This window comes from Vibrio sp. 1F263 (assembly GCF_041439035.1).
GTDB lineage: Bacteria > Pseudomonadota > Gammaproteobacteria > Enterobacterales > Vibrionaceae > Vibrio > Vibrio tasmaniensis_A.
In genome coordinates this window covers 1-15,778 of sequence record NZ_JBGONI010000026.1, presented here as the reverse complement: position 1 = coordinate 15,778, position 15,778 = coordinate 1, and the positions used below count along the sequence as shown (strand labels likewise).

13 protein-coding genes are annotated in these 15,778 nt (G+C 44.0%); 7 read left to right on the top strand and 6 right to left on the bottom strand.

Translation table 11 applies throughout. The annotated features are described in order from the left end of the window. Positions 1-67 precede the first annotated feature (67 nt). The 4 genes from ACED25_RS15880 (at position 68) to ACED25_RS15865 (ending at position 4,316) form a co-directional block, all read left to right on the top strand. Complete coding sequence (locus ACED25_RS15880) at positions 68-658, top strand: TetR/AcrR family transcriptional regulator (RefSeq protein WP_371695646.1); 591 nt, start codon at positions 68-70, stop codon at positions 656-658. Positions 659-795: 137 nt separating this feature from the next. Further along, a complete protein-coding gene (locus tag ACED25_RS15875) occupies positions 796-1,827 on the top strand; it encodes an NADP-dependent oxidoreductase (protein WP_371695645.1) in 1,032 nt (343 codons plus the stop codon). 34 nt (positions 1,828-1,861) lie between these two features. Continuing rightward, the gene (locus ACED25_RS15870) at positions 1,862-2,482 is read left to right on the top strand and encodes a glutathione S-transferase family protein (RefSeq protein WP_009845492.1); all 621 of its coding nucleotides are present in this window, start codon (positions 1,862-1,864) and stop codon (positions 2,480-2,482) included. Positions 2,483-2,633: 151 nt separating this feature from the next. Continuing rightward, on the top strand, positions 2,634-4,316 hold the full coding sequence (locus ACED25_RS15865) for a pseudouridine synthase (protein WP_371695644.1): 1,683 nt from the start codon (positions 2,634-2,636) through the stop codon (positions 4,314-4,316). Positions 4,317-4,500: 184 nt separating this feature from the next. Here the strand turns inward: ACED25_RS15865 and ACED25_RS15860 are convergent, their stop codons facing one another. From ACED25_RS15860 to ACED25_RS15850, 3 genes are all read right to left on the bottom strand, one after another. Beyond that, the gene (locus tag ACED25_RS15860; RefSeq protein WP_012600484.1) at positions 4,501-4,794 is read right to left on the bottom strand and encodes a YkgJ family cysteine cluster protein; all 294 of its coding nucleotides are present in this window, start codon (positions 4,792-4,794) and stop codon (positions 4,501-4,503) included. Between the two features lie 197 nt (positions 4,795-4,991). Continuing rightward, on the bottom strand, positions 4,992-6,176 hold the full coding sequence (locus tag ACED25_RS15855) for a D-alanyl-D-alanine carboxypeptidase family protein (protein WP_017097507.1): 1,185 nt from the start codon (positions 6,174-6,176) through the stop codon (positions 4,992-4,994). Between the two features lie 178 nt (positions 6,177-6,354). After that, a complete protein-coding gene (locus tag ACED25_RS15850; RefSeq protein ID WP_009845499.1) occupies positions 6,355-6,939 on the bottom strand; it encodes a DUF4136 domain-containing protein in 585 nt (194 codons plus the stop codon). A 268-nt stretch (positions 6,940-7,207) separates the two neighbouring features. On the opposite strand from ACED25_RS15850, the gene ACED25_RS15845 reads away from it, so the two are divergent. Further along, entirely contained in the window at positions 7,208-7,462 is a 255-nt protein-coding gene (locus ACED25_RS15845) for a YgjV family protein (RefSeq protein ID WP_009845500.1), read from the top strand. 90 nt (positions 7,463-7,552) lie between these two features. Here ACED25_RS15845 and ACED25_RS15840 read toward each other — a convergent pair whose 3' ends face one another. Together ACED25_RS15840 and ACED25_RS15835 are read right to left on the bottom strand one after the other, a co-directional pair. Then, entirely contained in the window at positions 7,553-9,016 is a 1,464-nt protein-coding gene (locus ACED25_RS15840) for a diguanylate cyclase domain-containing protein (protein WP_371695643.1), read from the bottom strand. Between the two features lie 292 nt (positions 9,017-9,308). Next, the gene (locus ACED25_RS15835) at positions 9,309-12,476 is read right to left on the bottom strand and encodes a chitinase C-terminal domain-containing protein (protein ID WP_122046315.1); all 3,168 of its coding nucleotides are present in this window, start codon (positions 12,474-12,476) and stop codon (positions 9,309-9,311) included. A gap of 450 nt (positions 12,477-12,926) precedes the next feature. On the opposite strand from ACED25_RS15835, the gene ACED25_RS15830 reads away from it, so the two are divergent. Further along, the gene (locus ACED25_RS15830) at positions 12,927-14,513 is read left to right on the top strand and encodes a BCCT family transporter (RefSeq protein WP_009845503.1); all 1,587 of its coding nucleotides are present in this window, start codon (positions 12,927-12,929) and stop codon (positions 14,511-14,513) included. A 143-nt stretch (positions 14,514-14,656) separates the two neighbouring features. On the opposite strand, the gene ACED25_RS15825 is transcribed toward ACED25_RS15830, so the two are convergent. Then, complete coding sequence (locus tag ACED25_RS15825) at positions 14,657-15,019, bottom strand: RidA family protein (protein WP_122046314.1); 363 nt, start codon at positions 15,017-15,019, stop codon at positions 14,657-14,659. A gap of 281 nt (positions 15,020-15,300) precedes the next feature. Here ACED25_RS15825 and ACED25_RS15820 point away from each other — a divergent pair, with 281 nt between their 5' ends. Beyond that, entirely contained in the window at positions 15,301-15,756 is a 456-nt protein-coding gene (locus ACED25_RS15820) for a DUF417 family protein (RefSeq protein WP_371695642.1), read from the top strand. Positions 15,757-15,778: the final 22 nt, after the last annotated feature.

The following is a 15,778-nucleotide window of genomic DNA, read 5'->3' as shown; positions in this document are numbered from 1 at the left end:
AACGTCGGAATATACCTCAAAAAGCCGAAGACTAGACGACTGGTCTAATTTAACTTATAGTAAGCCCATGAACGATAAAACGAACGACACACGCCTGCATGTTTTAGATGTTGGCTACCAATTAATAGTGAACAACGGCTTTAACGGCGTTGGCTTATCGCAATTGCTTAAAGAAGCGGATGTTCCAAAAGGATCGTTTTACCACTACTTTAAATCTAAAGAGCAATTTGGCGAGGCTCTGATCCAGCACTATTTTGAGACCTACATCAGCAGAGTTGAAACTATTTTGGTTCATGGTGAAGGCAACCATTACCAGAGAATTATCAGTTACTTCACTCGATGGTCACAGATTGAAAACAGTACTTGTAACGCTCATAAATGCTTAGTCGTTAAGCTCAGCGCCGAAGTTTCTGATCTTTCTGACCCTATGCGCCAAGCGCTATTGAAAGGTGCTGAGAAAGTGACGCATACCATCGAGCAGTGCATTGTCGGTGGTATTGATGATGGCTCGATAAAGGTTGAAGAGAGCCAAGAAACCGCTCAAAATCTATATTCTATGTGGTTAGGCGCAAGCTTATTAAGCAAACTAAGCCAGAGTTCACGTAGCTTAGAATCAGCTTTAAACCTAACCCAACAGATTTTAAAAGGTAAAAACTAACCACGTACTGTGTTTAGTCTTTACTAACGACAGATAACCCGCCCTCTTATCATTTGATGACGGCGGGATTTTTAGACAACAAGACTAGACGACTGGTCTAATTCCAAATAAACATAATATAAAATTAAGGATACCCAATGACTCAACAAGACAACCGCCGCATCGTATTGGCTTCTCGCCCAGTAGGCGCACCGACTCAAGATAACTTCCGTTTGGAGACAGTAGCCGCACCAACAATTAAAGACGGCGAGATGTTACTTCGCTCAGTTTACCTTTCTCTAGACCCGTACATGCGTGGCCGAATGAGCGATGCTAAATCTTACGCAGACCCTGTTGCGATTGATGAAGTGATGGTCGGTGCAACCGTGTGTCAGGTTGAAGAGTCAAACAATAGCGATTTTGAAGTTGGCGAATGGGTACTGGCTTACACCGGTTGGCAAGATCTTGGTGTGTCTGATGGTGAAGGCCTAATCAAACTAGGTAAAGAGCCAACACACCCTTCTTACGCACTAGGCATCATGGGTATGCCAGGCTTTACTGCGTACATGGGCTTACTTGATATCGGCCAACCTAAAGAAGGCGACACTCTAGTCGTTGCGGCTGCAACAGGTGCAGTAGGCGCAACCGTTGGCCAAATCGGAAAATTAAAAGGCTGTCGTGTCATTGGCGTTGCTGGTGGTCAAGAGAAATGTCAGTACGCGAAAGAAGTGCTTGGTTTTGATGAATGTATCGACCACAAAGCCGACGACTTCGCGGAGCAACTGACTAAAGCATGTAGCAACGGCATCGACGTTTATTTTGAAAACGTTGGCGGCAAGGTGTTCGATGCGGTAATGCCGTTGCTTAACACTGGTGCTCGCATTCCTGTTTGTGGCCTTATTTCACAATACAATGCGACATCACTTCCTGAAGGCCCAGATCGCATGTCTAGCCTTATGGGCACTCTTTTGGTCAAGCGTATTAAGATGCAAGGTTTCATTATCTTTGATGATTACGCACACCGTTACAACGAGTTTGCTGTTCAAATGACAGAATGGTTGTCTCAAGGCAAGATGCATTACCGTGAGCACCTAGTTGAAGGCCTAGACGAGGCGCCACAAGCATTCATGGGTCTATTGGAAGGCCAAAACTTCGGTAAGCTTGTTATCAAAACAAACGAAGCTAAATAAATTCAAAAACTGAACCAGTTAACTAGGTAAAATCATGATTACTTTGCATCACCTAAACAAATCTCGCTCAAAACGCATCATCTGGCTATTGGAAGAGCTTGGAGTAGATTACCAAATCAAACCATACCAACGAGACAGTGTAACGTTTCTAGCGCCACCAGAATTGAAGGCCGTTCATCCTCTTGGTAAATCTCCGGTTATTGAAGACGATGGCGTCGTGATCAGCGAATCTGGTGCTATCACCGAGTACCTAATCGACAAATACGGTCAAGGTAAGTTCGCACCAGTGCGCGGCACCGCTGACTACGTGGAATACTCACAGTGGCTTCACTTCGCTGAAAGCTCTGGTATTCTGCCAATGCTACTTAAAATCTTTGTGATGAAAGACGGTTGCGAGACTAATTTCCTTGGCGGCTACGCTGATGATGAAAACCAAAAGATCCTAACCTTTGTCAACGAAGCGCTTGAAGGTAAAACTTACCTTGTTGCTGATACTCTGACGGGTGCCGATTTCATGATGTCGTTCATCGTAGAAATCGTGGGTAACTTCGGTGCCACTGCGCTCTACCCTAACATTGCTAAATACGGTGATCTTTTAACGAGCCACCCTGCTTACCAAAAAGCCGAGCAACTAGAGCTAGAACACTCGAACTGATCGAGTTTCAATCAAGCTCGGACGCGCTTCGGATAAGCACAAGCAACTAAATGAAGCCAAAGCCGATTTATCTTTCGCTTTGGCTTCTCATTTGTCTTCATTTCGACAACAATACCGAACTCTAACTGAATAGCCATAGAGTTTGATCTTCATGTCAGCAAACCTTGCTCAATACACACCACTGCTTCCCTTAAACCAAACCGCGACTCAAGACTTGTCGATACCGACTCGGTTTACGTTTCCGTATTACTATACCCCGCACCCTACGTGTGAATTAGCTATGCTGCAGCTTCAACAGTCACTCATCGACTGTGGTGTAAACGAAACCTCGCAAGGTAATCTCTACGCTGTTCTTCTTGTTCAGGATCCAACAACTCAAGAGCTAGGGTACCTTTCTGCATTTTCAGGTTTGCAGTTAGATCCGTCTTTGGCCTCTCAGTTAAACAACATTAACTTTGTTCTACCAGCCTTCGATTCAGAACAGTTTCAATCTCACAATAGTGCAAACCTCGCTCGCCAATCACAACTAGCGGATGACATTAAGAAGCTACAACAATCGCATAACCTAAACGCATTAGTAGCTGAGCTTGAAGAGTTAACAGTCGAATCAGCACAAGCTATCGAAGCCTTTCAGTTGGCGATGACCGCGAATAAAGCTCAACGTAACGAACTCAGAGAGCAAGCCAATCAAGAAAAGGCATTGGGGAATCTAGAGTCAGCTGCGAATTTGCTCAAACAACTGGGCAATCAAAGTAGCCAAGAGAAACGCGACCTAAAAGCGCTTCGTATCGAATGGAAGCAAAAGATCGCAGAACGCCAATCACAAGTTGATTTGATCGAAAGCGAACTGAAAAACCGTAAGCAAGATCACCAAGCGATCTCAGCCGAATTAGAAGCGCAACGGTTGTCTCATTATCGCTTTAACAACCAAGCTCTCGAATCAAAGAACCTGCTTGAATTGTTAGATGGCAAAGACGCTCTTGAAGGCTCTGGCGACTGCTGCCTACCTAAGCTGCTTAATTTTGCTTTTGAACACGGCTTTCAGCCATTAGCATTGTCTGAGTTTTGGTGGGGATTGCCTCCAACGGCTGTCATTCGCCAGCACGCAAACCTGTACCCGGTTTGCCAAAGTAAAAGCTTCGAGATCCTCGACCACCAGCTAAACGGCATCGAATTAGAAGAGAACCCGCTTATCGTGAACCCTGCGGTTGGTAAGTCGTTTGATATTGTCTATGAAGATGACGAGATCGTGGTGGTGAATAAACCCGAGGAGTTCTTGTCGGTTCCTGGTAAGTTTATCGAAGACTCTGTTTATACCCGTATTAAAGCGCGTTATCCCGATGCAACAGGCTCTTTGATTATCCATCGATTGGACATGTCGACGTCAGGCTTATTGATCTTGGCGCTGACCGCAGAGTCCAATAAACACATCCAGAAGCAGTTCATTGATAGAACCGTAGAGAAACGATATACAGCTCTGTTAGATGGTGAAATCGACGGCAAATCTGGCGATATCAGCTTGCCCTTGCGCGGCGACATAACAGACAGACCAAGACAATTGGTTTGCCATGAACATGGACGTAATGCTGAAACTCATTGGGAAGCGGTCAGCACCAACAATGGCAAAACCAAGGTTCACTTGTACCCTAAAACAGGACGAACCCACCAGCTGCGCGTACACTGTGCTCACCCGTCAGGCCTTGGTGTACCGATTCGTGGTGACGACTTATACGGATACAAACGTGAGCGTTTACACCTTCACGCTGGCTACTTAAAACTGATTCACCCAACAACCGGTGAATGGATCGAGTTTGAAGTGCCTTCTGAGTTTTAAGCTGTTTTTATCCTGCTAAAACTATTACCGCACTAAAATTTTTGTCCCATAAAAGTTCTTGTCTCGTTAAACGAATCAGGGTTCTAAATCTGCTTGAGATATAGAACCCTGAAATTTAATTTTTTAATGTGCTTATTACAGCTCGGTAGCGTACTTTCGTTACTAACGTCAATGTTGCAGACACTTAGCCCATTACATCTTTGCGCTGATCAACACATTCAAAAGAGGCCATCTCAAATTCACGACAGATCCAAGGTCGATTTTCGTAAATAGTACACATCAGTGTTTCTCTATCTACCGCAGAACACCAACCGTCGTCGAGTCGCAACATCGTTTCGCCGCCCCATTCATCATAAGCGATATGCTCTTCAGGTACGCCTGTATCTGTGATGATCATAACCTCTAAACGGCAACAGCATGCCTGACAATTAGCACATGTTACTTCGGGTTCGGTTACGTTCTTTATCTCAATCGTCATAAGTGACTACGCTGCTAAATTTTGCGTATAGTAATCGAAACCGACCGCTACGGCTAATAAAGATAGTGCGGCGCAGTGTTTTGATTGATGTAGAAATAAAAATAGGCGCTGTGATTTACTCACAACGCCCATACTATTTATGGTTTTCCATCGCGACTTGTCGCCACTATCTCGCTTTACAACAGACTAGCCTCGATTTAGAACAGACTAGCAAAAAATAGCTTTACGTAGTCCATCAAGCGTTTGAACAAGCCAGCCTGCTCTACCGCTTCCAACGCGATCAAAGGTTGAGTTTGAACATCTTCACCATCAACGGTGTAATGAACAACGCCTAAGGTTTGGCCTTCTGAAATCGGGGCTTTCAGTTCAGATATTAGTTCAATCGATGCCGTTAACTTTTTGCTGTCTGACTTAGGCAGCGTAATAAACGTATCTTCTGCAACGCCTAGCTTCAACGTATCTTGAGCACCAAACCACACCTTCTCTTCAGCGACTTGGTCACCGCCTTGATGAGGGTTTAGCGTATCGAAGAAACGAAAACCATAGCTCAACAATTGTTTGCTGTCTGACTCACGACTCTTAACGCTTGATGCGCCCATCACAACCGCAATAAGTCTCATCTCACCTTGTGTCGCCGAACTCGCTAAACTGTAGCCGGCACCAGAGGTGTAGCCTGTTTTCATGCCATCGACCGTCAAGCTTCTATCACGTAATAAGCCATTGCGGTTGTGTTGTGTAATCTTGTTGTAGCTAAACGAGCGTTCGCTGTATAAACCATACACATCCGGTAAATCGCGAATAATCGCACGGCCTAATAGAGCGATATCATAAGGCGTTGAATAGAGATCGTCCGCATCTAAACCATGTGCATTCGCAAAATGGGTATTTTCCAGTTTTAGCGAAGCTGCCCAAGAGTTCATCAAGTCAACAAATGCATCTTGTGAGCCAGCAACATGTTCTGCAATCGCAACACTCGCATCGTTCCCTGATTGAATAATCAAGCCACGGTAAAGATCCATCATCGCGACATCAGTGTTCACTTCGATGAACATTTTTGAAGAATCAGGGAAGTTTTTCGCCCATGCGTTTTCGCTAATTCGCACCTGATCATCCGCAGAGATGTTACCTCGTTTCATCTCTTGTCCAGCCACATAACTGGTCATAAGCTTGGTTAAACTCGCTGGGTTCAACTTAGTGTGTGCGTTTTTTTCTACCAGCACATCACCAGAGTTAAAATCAATTAACACATACCCTTTTGCGCCTAGGCTAGGTGGGCTTGGTACTATAGAAGGTGCCGCGACAGCAGTATTTGCTACGATCGCTGCGTTACTTACAATGAACATACTTAATAGAGGGAGAGAGTATTTTGAGAACCGTTTCATTGAATTAAACCTAAGTTAACGTTTTGTTCAGTATAGACAAATGCTAGCAAAAGAAGCGCGAACTTTACGTTGCTTTACGTATTTGTACGGTTCGTTACAAATAAAAAAGTATAATCTGCGACCTGTCCGTTTTTTACACAAAAACGATTGACTCAATGAATGCATTCAACACTTCGCTTTACCTCTCGGGCATACGTCTAAATAACATTTCAACAAAGCCCATAACCCGCTGTTTGCTTTCGCTCGGCTCTAAATCAGGTTGGATACCAGACTGCGCCAGTGCTTGCCACTGTATAACTTCCGAATTAGGAACAAAAAAAGCAATATACAAAGATCCTTTCTCGCTTACCTTTCCATCATCACTATAAAATGGCACACCTGTAGATAGCTGAATCGCATCAAAGATCGATTCATCGTTCAGTTCAGATTCTTCAGCTAATCCAAAACCCACTACGACATCACCAGCCCCGGATTTCAACTGATAACCTTTCAATGAAAGTTGTTCTTTAATCGCTTCGCGTACAAGATCAGTGACGACCGTCTTGTCATATTTTTCAGAAAGGTACACTTGCTCTGATTCGGGATGCCATGAGTACGTGACTACCCCATGCTTCATGAAATCAAAGTCACCACTGGTCACCACGCCATAATTGTGAGTTGGAGTCGTTTCATTGGTTGTACACGCTGTCAGTCCAATCGCTATCAAAGCCAACAACGCGACTTTATTTACGCCTTTTGTTGCACATATGAATCGTTTTATCATTCGCGGCTTCCTTTCCTATACAAGAATAATTATCAATTTAACCTTCAACATAAACAGTAATTATATTAATAGAAAGATCATTAAACGTTTGCGTAATCGCTAACCTTCACTTCTACTCATTTTGGGGGTTTAACCACAGAAATAGACTCGGTATAGTAAACTTAGTTAAACATAACCAAACCATTCGGGGCACGGAGCTTCCTCAATCATCTCATGAAGAGAAGAATTGGTACCGATAAAGCATCGGCAAATTTAAGAGGGTCACACAATGGAATTCAATATGGTTGAAATTTTAGGTTACGCGGCATCTATTATGGTCGCAATTTCATTAACAATGAAAGATATCGTGCGTCTGCGTGTCCTTAACTTTGTTGGCTGTACTCTATTCACAGCATACGGCGTTATGATTGATGCATGGCCAGTGGTTGCAACCAACGGTTTCATCGCTTGTGTGAACATCTACTTCCTTGCAAAAATGCAAAAGGAAAAAAAAAATGAAGCGATGAAAGCAGCAAAAGCTTAGATTAACGGCTAGCACTTTCAAACAATTCTAAAAAAGCCCAAATAGAACGTTCTATTTGGGCTTTTTCATGCTTATCAGTTTTAGAAAACTTCAATGACAGACAATACGATATTGACTCTCTCTGTATACCTGTGTGTTATTGCGTCCATTCTTTTTCGCTTGATAAAGTGCTTTGTCAGCTTGGTCTATCGTGCCTTCTATGTGGAACAGTGCATTTGCATAGCGACACCCAACACTGACCGTTACAGGTAACACTAACCCCTCAATTTTTTCGACGCTACGCCTAAGCTCTTCCGACAACTCGTACAATTGATATTCATTGCAATCAAAAGTCACAAAGATAAATTCCTCACCGCCATAGCGAGCAATTAGACGATTTTCATTTGCAAATTGCTTCAATACTTTTGCAACGGCACAGATCACTCTATCGCCTTCATTATGCCCGTGTAGATCGTTTACCGATTTAAAATGGTCAATATCTAGAAGAATGATACCAACACCTTTTAACGGATAAGGCGAACACTCTAAAATTCTCATCTTAACCTGAGAAATAAAGTCCCGCCGATTACTCAACCCCGTAAGATAATCTAAGCTAGCTACATCTAAGATCTTTAAATGACGGTGCCGCAGGTAAAGCACCAAAACGGCGATGATGCTAAGCAAACTTATAACCAAGGTCATCAAACTAACTAGCAATAAACTGTGGTTCTTATTGAGCTCTTGCTCCAAAACTCCAGCAGAAATGATCCAATTCAGATATGGGTAGAACTTATAGAAAATGTTTTTGTTTGTCGTACCGTTGTCATCTGAAATTGAGTAACTAAAATGCCCTTCAGGCTCAGCAACGACCTTATCGATGAGCAACTCTGATGAATAACCAATTAAGGCTTTCAAGTGTTCGTGTTCAAAATTGGGTCGGAGGACTAGCTCGCCTTGCAAATCAACAATATATACATAACCACTATCGCCATATGAATACTTTCTTAGTTTATCTTTAAGCGCTTCGAGATCGACCAAGTACATGAGTTCATCTTTATAAGTGGTCGCCACCAATGTATTACCACTCGGTAGCCTCACTGAATACGCGACCTTCGCACGCTTGCCGACTTCATGTGGATTAGCATGAGAATACTGAGTCATTCCAGACTTTGAGGTCAGTTGCGTTTGAATATGGGTTAAATGCGCGCGATTTTGCCCTTGTAAAAACGGATGATACAGGTGGACACCTTGTGGTGGCATCAAATAGATATAACCTGACTCTCCAATCACCAATTCGTTAGCAATTCGGATGACTTCTTTAACTTCTTGTTCTGGAGTGACACCTAGTGTGTGAGAAGCGACAGTATCAGTCACACCTTTGAGATAGGTTTTAATAGCTTCGTTAACGGTAGTATCTACGATGTCGTAGCTTGCGTTTACAATAGTACGGAAGAAGAATTGATTAGACTCTAAAAGTGATTCTTTGGTTCGGTTAAATTGAATAGCAGAGAGGACCAAAGATACGAGGGCCAACACGATGGAAAAGTTGAGGATATACTTACGTCTTACTTTCAAAATTACCTCATAGCTTTTAAATTTTAGGTAACGCTATTGTTTTTATAAGTAGATTGTTTTATATCATATTTATCTATTTTACTGAACGATAGTCGATATTAATGGCGCTCTTCATGTGCAATCTGTGACTTATAGCAAAAACGCCGAACTGGATTCAGTTCGGCGTTTTGATTTTACGTTTAAATTGATAACTTAATTTATACTAAAGTCCTGATAAATCGACTTAAAAGCATTCGCATTTATTACCTATTACTACGCTCTATTGTCTATAAATACATTGCTTAGCATTAAATTAAGAGCACACTTTGGTCCAACTGCCGTCACTACCCGGCTCGGCACTTGTCCACCAGTTTGCTTGGTAAACACTACCGTTATGAACCACTTGGTCGCCCGTGTTTGCGTGGCTTGGGTTACCCGCCCAATCTTTCTGAGGTAAGTCGGGATATACAGCTAAACCCGCAGTATCGCATGTACCTGGGTTGGTACCGCCATCACCAGGATTACCGCCACCAGTACTGATATCACCCAGTGGTAGATCCGGCTGCTCAAAGCTAAATGCATAATCGACACTATTCACATTCACTGTATAGTTTGCAGGGCCAGAAATTGGCAAGTAATAAACCATATCGAGTTCATACACACCACCAGCAGGGAGCTCTTTCCATGCAGGTAACGTAAACGCTACTCTGTGCATCGGACCATCTAGACCACCAATATTATTGGCACGAGTGTGACCAGAAGCAATCACAGACAAACCACCGCCCGATTGATCTTTTGCGTTATCAGGTGCAGACACTGGGATATCGAACTGGAACTCAGTACCACCAGGAAGCGCTTGACCTGTATTGTTTGTAAACGTGATCTTAGGGTTAATTGGATAGTTTTGGTCACCGACTTTGAAGCCACCTACAGAGACAGTAATATCTAATGCTTCCGTTGGGATAGCACCCGTTGCAACCTTGTTTCCATATGGAGTAGCTGACTTAAACTTATCGTAGATAGCTTTCGTCATAGTGTTACCCATGTGGAACTCACCGTTTCCGCTATTACACGCCTGTTCGGTTGTATCGATTGAAGTTCGGTTACCGTTCGCATCGAGTACGTAACAGTTGTAATCCCCTGCTAGTTCCCAGAACATGATGCCACCGATTTCTTTGTCGATAACGTAATCGGCTTTCACATCGATAGAATCTTTATCTTCCGTTGAAAGGAATACGCCCTTCTCTGCGTTCCACAACCAAGGAGCAACAGCCACGCTGTCATAGTTACGCGTGTAAGTCCCCATTAGAACATCTGAAGGGTCGTTAACAGGATCAAGCTTGTAAGCTGCTGCATAAGAACCCCAAATGCCTTTCTCTAAGTTCTTCGCATGCCACATTGGGTTTGAACCTGCACCCATTTCGTTGCCTTTCGGATCAGTATCGTGCCACATGTTATCGATACCAATTGCGCCATGGCCACAGTTGTTCTTCTCGCCTTCACCAGTACCTGCTGAACATTCAGCTTGGTTTGGCAGTGCTGCTCGGCCCCAAAGACCATTCTCACCACCAGTTACACCTTGCCAACCACGTGTGTAGTAAGGCACACCGATGTTAATACGACCTGCTGGCATAGAACCACGGAAGTAGTGGTAGGCCCAATCCGTATTCAGGTAACCGATACCGCCGTAAGCCGCTGTGCCGTATACGTTCCACTGTGCTAACTCTGAATCTTTACCTGTATCAAACAACGCAGCGTTATGGCCTACGTGATCGTTCCACGCACCGTGAAGGTCATAAGACATGATATTTACGTAATCGAGATATTTGGTTACATCGAATGTTTCCATACCACGCAGTAGGTAACCCGAAGAAGGCGCCGCGATCGTTAACATGTAGTGATTGCCATCTTGCGCAGAGGCTGCATCAAGCTTCTCACGCAACACTTTCATCAACACTTGGTAAGAAGCCCATAGGTATTGACGACGTGGTTCCATAAAGTCTTTATCGTACGGATTACCTGCGCCCGCCATTGACGTCGGGTATTCGTAATCGATATCTAGACCATCGAACTGGTATTTACGAAGCATTTCAACCGCTGAAGTTGCGAATGTTTCGATACCTTGATGGTTAATAGAACCGTCAGCATTGGTCGTCATGGTATAGAAACCACCATCAGCCACTCGGCTACCATCAGTGGCGAAGTGGCCACCGGTCTCCGCCCAACCACCGATTGAGATTAAAGTCTTAACATCGTGTTTTTTCTTCGCTGTCGCTAATGCACCGAAGTGACCTTTGAAGCCTAATGCTGGGTCAACTTCCACGCCCGGCCACTCTTTACCAACCGCTGCGTTGTTCGGATCGTTCACATCACCCACGTTTACTTTGCCATCTGAGCCGATGCTCACGAAAGCGTAGTTAATGTGTGTGAGTTGTTCCCAAGGAATGTCATTTACTAGGTAAGCAGCTTGTGGGTCATCCCCTGCACGCCAGCTGGTGAAGTAACCAATGACACGACGTGGGTGATCCGCGCCCATTTTCTCACGGCCTTCATCATCGTAAATCGTACAATAAGGAACATCGACACCTTGAGTTTGATACAAGCCATCAGGTCGACAAGTGCTCACCGTTGGTACGCCATTCACCGTCAAAGAAGCCAGCGCTGAATCTGTCGTTGCGCCTTGATTGTCAGTCGCTTTTGCGTAAACCGCTAAAGAACCCGCTTGAGTGGTTGTGTAGTTAAGCGTGTATGGGCTTGTCGCAGCCGTTCCGACTAAAGAACCTGCCACATAAAAATCGACCTTATCAACCGTACCATCGCTGTCTGTTGCCGTTGCGGTAAGCGTTACCACACCACCAACATCAACCGAAGATGCAGAAAGCGCAACCGATACTGTCGGCGCTTCATTTCCAGGTGTAACTGAATCGACAGAAATAGAGACCGCGCTCGCTAAGCTAGCCGCACCTTCATTGTCTGTAGCAACAACCGAAACCTGATGGCTACCAGACGTTGCAGCCCAAACCGCTTCGAAAGGTGCTGCTGTAACAACCGCGACTGAAGTTCCATCAATGAAGAATTCAACCGAAGTAACACTGCCGTCGGAATCTAGCGCCGTTGCACTCAACACCACGTTATCGCCTTCAGTGAACATGTCAGAGGCAGATGGAGTCGTTAACGAAGCCGTTGGTGCTTCATTTGGTGTACCTCCACCTCCATTGCCGCTACACACATCTAGCTTTTTCCACTGTGCGTAGTCACCTTCAAATTGACTTGGGTTGTTGTTCTGATTCCAGTAATTTGCTGAGTACGCGCTGCTGTCATGTGAAACTTGATCGCCGCCTGTGTAAACCGTGGCAGGATCCCACGCTTCTAACGTTGAGCAATCCACAGCCGCATAGCTATTGAAAGCCATTAAGCATGACGCAGTGAGAGTACTGAGTGTAAAAACCTTTTTGGCCACTCTTCCTTGATTTAGGTGCATGTTAGCAGTCCCTTAAGTTGTTGTTTTAAGATATTTAAAGTAAATGACACTTTTTTTGCCACTTAAATTCCTTCGAAAAACAACTGTAGGTAACAGTGCCAATTAAACACCTAAAATATTTACTATTTATAAAATGACTCGCATTAATTTGTTTATAGCATGCAATGATTCGACACTTATTTTGCACCAACAACTAAAATTAATTTATTTCGGAAAGCTAAAAAAATAATGTCTCAAGAGTCAGAAATGTGATTTGAGTTTGAGAAAAATTCGTATCAAAACTAACCAAAAAGTAGGGATTTATTGGCGATTTGGGATTATTTTATGAAATCGCCCACTTTTTGATTACAAATATGTTAGTATCAGCGGCTTTTTTGACGAGCCTCACATTTTTATCCGAATGTGGGAGAAATACATAGGCTTGAAAGAGCCAAATATAGCGAAGAAATAATGTCCAACTTGACGCAAGTCGCCAACGAAAACATCAACGCAGAATCTACTTCTATCGATTTCAATAGAGCTCAATCTTTGGGTGAAAAACTGGAACTCGGAAACCCAGTCTTTTGGCTGAGTGGCAGTTTCCTGACCCTCTTTGTCATCCTTGCTTTCACCAACACCTCCGTATTGTCCGAACTTGTCAACATCGGCTTTAGTTACTCAACTAAATGGTTCGGTGCTTTCTGGCAAGTCCTACTACTACTCAATTTCATTATCGGTTTAGTGCTTGCACTAAGTCGCACAGGCCATGTTCGTTTAGGGAAGCTTGCCCTACCAGAAATGACTACGTTTAAATGGATGTCTATCGTCCTATGTACACTCCTTGCGGGTGGTGGCGTGTTCTGGGCAGCTGCAGAGCCAATTGCTCACTTTGTTTCAGCTCCACCGCTGTATGGCAACGCAGACCCTCAAGCGATGGCATTCAATGCACTATCACAATCTTTCATGCACTGGGGTTTCCTTGCATGGGCTATCTTAGGTGGTCTCTCTTCGATTGTGCTTATGTACTTGCACTACGAAAAAGGCCTTCCTCTTAAGCCACGCACCCTGCTTTACCCAGTACTGGGCGACAAGGCAATCAACAGTTGGATTGGTAACGTCGTTGATGCGTGCAGCATTGTGGCAGTAGCCGCAGGTACAATCGGCCCTATCGGCTTCCTTGGCCTACAGATCAGCTATGCGTTGAGCGAGCTGTTTGGAATTTCTGACAGCTTTGCTACCCAAAGTGTCGTTATTCTATTCGCTATTGCAATGTATACGCTGTCGGCATTAAGTGGTCTAAGTAAAGGCATCCAACTGGTAAGCCGTTACAACATCATCTTATCGGTGTGCCTAATCGTTTACATTCTCCTTGTTGGCCCAACCAGCTTTATCATTGATGGTTACCTACAAGGCATCGGTGAAATGGTCGACAACTTTATCCCAATGGCGCTATACCGCCAAGATACTGCGTGGCTAGGTGGCTGGACTGTATTCTTCTGGGGTTGGTTCTTAGGTTATGGCCCAATGATGGCGATCTTCATTGCTCGTATCTCACGTGGCCGAACTATTCGCCAAATGATCGTTTCTATCAGCATCGTTGCACCGCTTGTGACTTGTTTTTGGTTCAGCATTGTTGGTGGTAGTGGCTTAGCGTTTGAATTAGAGAACCCAGGCGTAATATCTAGCGCATTCGAAGGTTTCAACCTTCCAGCTGTACTACTGGCTATTACTTCGCAACTACCGTTCCCGACTCTGATTGCAATCCTGTTCCTTATCCTGACGACCACGTTCATTGTGACCACAGGTGACTCAATGACCTACACCATCAGTGTAGTAATGACTGGTACTACAGAACCTAACTCAGCAGTTAGAACGTTCTGGGGCGTCATTATGGGGGCAGTGGCTATCGCGCTTATCTCAATGGGCTCTGGCGGCATCTCAGCTCTGCAGTCGTTCATTGTGATCACTGCCGTTCCTGTTTCGTTTATCTTGCTGCCATGTCTATGGCATGCACCGAAGATCGCGAAGCAGATGGCAAGAGATCAAGGTCTCGCTTAATACCTAATCCGATTTAGTTTCGGATAGCGTAGAACACTAAAAAGCCACTCAAGTGATTCACCTGAGTGGCTTTTTTTATCTGTTCGCTGTCGACTTTATTAATAGTTATGTCTACTAGCGCTTGTATCTACCGAGATTTCGGCTTATTGAAACTTTTCACCAGCAGCAACCATGAATGACATCTCAACCAATAGTTCAGGGTTAGCGAGTTCTACTTTCACGCACGCACGGCTTGGCGCGCAGCCTTCAGGGAACCACGCTTCCCACACTTCATTGAGTGCATCAAAGTTAGCGAAATCCGTTAGGTAAATAGTCACTGACAATACACGAGATTTATCGCTGTCTACCAAACTCATCATTTCTTCAGCTTGTTCGAAGATTTGCTGAACCTGACTCTTAATTCCTGCCGTTGTATCCGTCTCTGGTACTTCAACAAAGCTTGCAATACCGTTAAACACAGTCACATCAGACCAACGTTTGGTCGGGTTAATTCTATGGATTTTCACTGGTTATACTCTTCTTATAATTAGGGTGCACATCAGCGTAATCTAATCCAAATTCCTAACATTGAAAACAAAAATTAGAAAGCTCGTAGTACCTGCTAAACAGCACTATCGCCAACCTATGACTTTGGTGTTCAACATCACTAGCCTACGCATTAATATCAAAACAATAAATCACCATCTATTGAGTCTCTAGATAAATATATTAAGTATTACTCTCAACGCGAAATTTAATCTGAACTCTTGCGGTCATATTCAGAGATTTTATTAAATGGAGTACTTTTATGCATGTTCAAACCTATGATTTAAAACAGAGTAATGTCGGATACAACCTAGGCGTGATTGGTGTAGCATTAGTGTTAGCTTGGATTGGTATTTACAAGTTTACGCCAACTGAAGCGATGCTAATTGAGCCTTTAATTGCAAACCACCCAGCAATGAACTGGCTTTACAATCTATTCTCGGTACAAGCAGTGTCTAACATGGTGGGTGGTGCAGAGATCATCGTCGCGATTGGATTGATCGTGGGATTTAAGAAGCCGACTATTGCTTTCTACTCAGGTATTGCAGCAGCGGCTATCTTTGTTGTGACACTGAGCTTTCTAGTCACCACGCCAAACGTTTGGAAAGTATCGGATGGCATCTTAGTCACTAACTTCTTCCTAGTGAAAGATATTCTGTTTTTGGCAATCGCTATTAGCGTAATCGAACGGCTTTGTTGCGTAATTCAATGGAACTAAATCAAGAACCTACGATCTGATC

Excerpts from the sequence above, each read along its gene's own strand:
- ACED25_RS15880 (WP_371695646.1), top strand. The coding sequence starts at position 68 with ATGAACGATAAAACGAACGACACACGCCTGCATGTTTTAGATGTTGGC.
- ACED25_RS15875 (WP_371695645.1), top strand. The coding sequence starts at position 796 with ATGACTCAACAAGACAACCGCCGCATCGTATTGGCTTCTCGCCCAGTA.
- ACED25_RS15870 (WP_009845492.1), top strand. The coding sequence starts at position 1,862 with ATGATTACTTTGCATCACCTAAACAAATCTCGCTCAAAACGCATCATC.
- ACED25_RS15865 (WP_371695644.1), top strand. The coding sequence starts at position 2,634 with ATGTCAGCAAACCTTGCTCAATACACACCACTGCTTCCCTTAAACCAA.
- ACED25_RS15860 (WP_012600484.1), bottom strand. The coding sequence starts at position 4,794 with ATGACGATTGAGATAAAGAACGTAACCGAACCCGAAGTAACATGTGCT.
- ACED25_RS15855 (WP_017097507.1), bottom strand. The coding sequence starts at position 6,176 with ATGAAACGGTTCTCAAAATACTCTCTCCCTCTATTAAGTATGTTCATT.
- ACED25_RS15850 (WP_009845499.1), bottom strand. The coding sequence starts at position 6,939 with ATGATAAAACGATTCATATGTGCAACAAAAGGCGTAAATAAAGTCGCG.
- ACED25_RS15845 (WP_009845500.1), top strand. The coding sequence starts at position 7,208 with ATGGAATTCAATATGGTTGAAATTTTAGGTTACGCGGCATCTATTATG.
- ACED25_RS15835 (WP_122046315.1), bottom strand. The coding sequence starts at position 12,476 with ATGCACCTAAATCAAGGAAGAGTGGCCAAAAAGGTTTTTACACTCAGT.
- ACED25_RS15830 (WP_009845503.1), top strand. The coding sequence starts at position 12,927 with ATGTCCAACTTGACGCAAGTCGCCAACGAAAACATCAACGCAGAATCT.
- ACED25_RS15820 (WP_371695642.1), top strand. The coding sequence starts at position 15,301 with ATGCATGTTCAAACCTATGATTTAAAACAGAGTAATGTCGGATACAAC.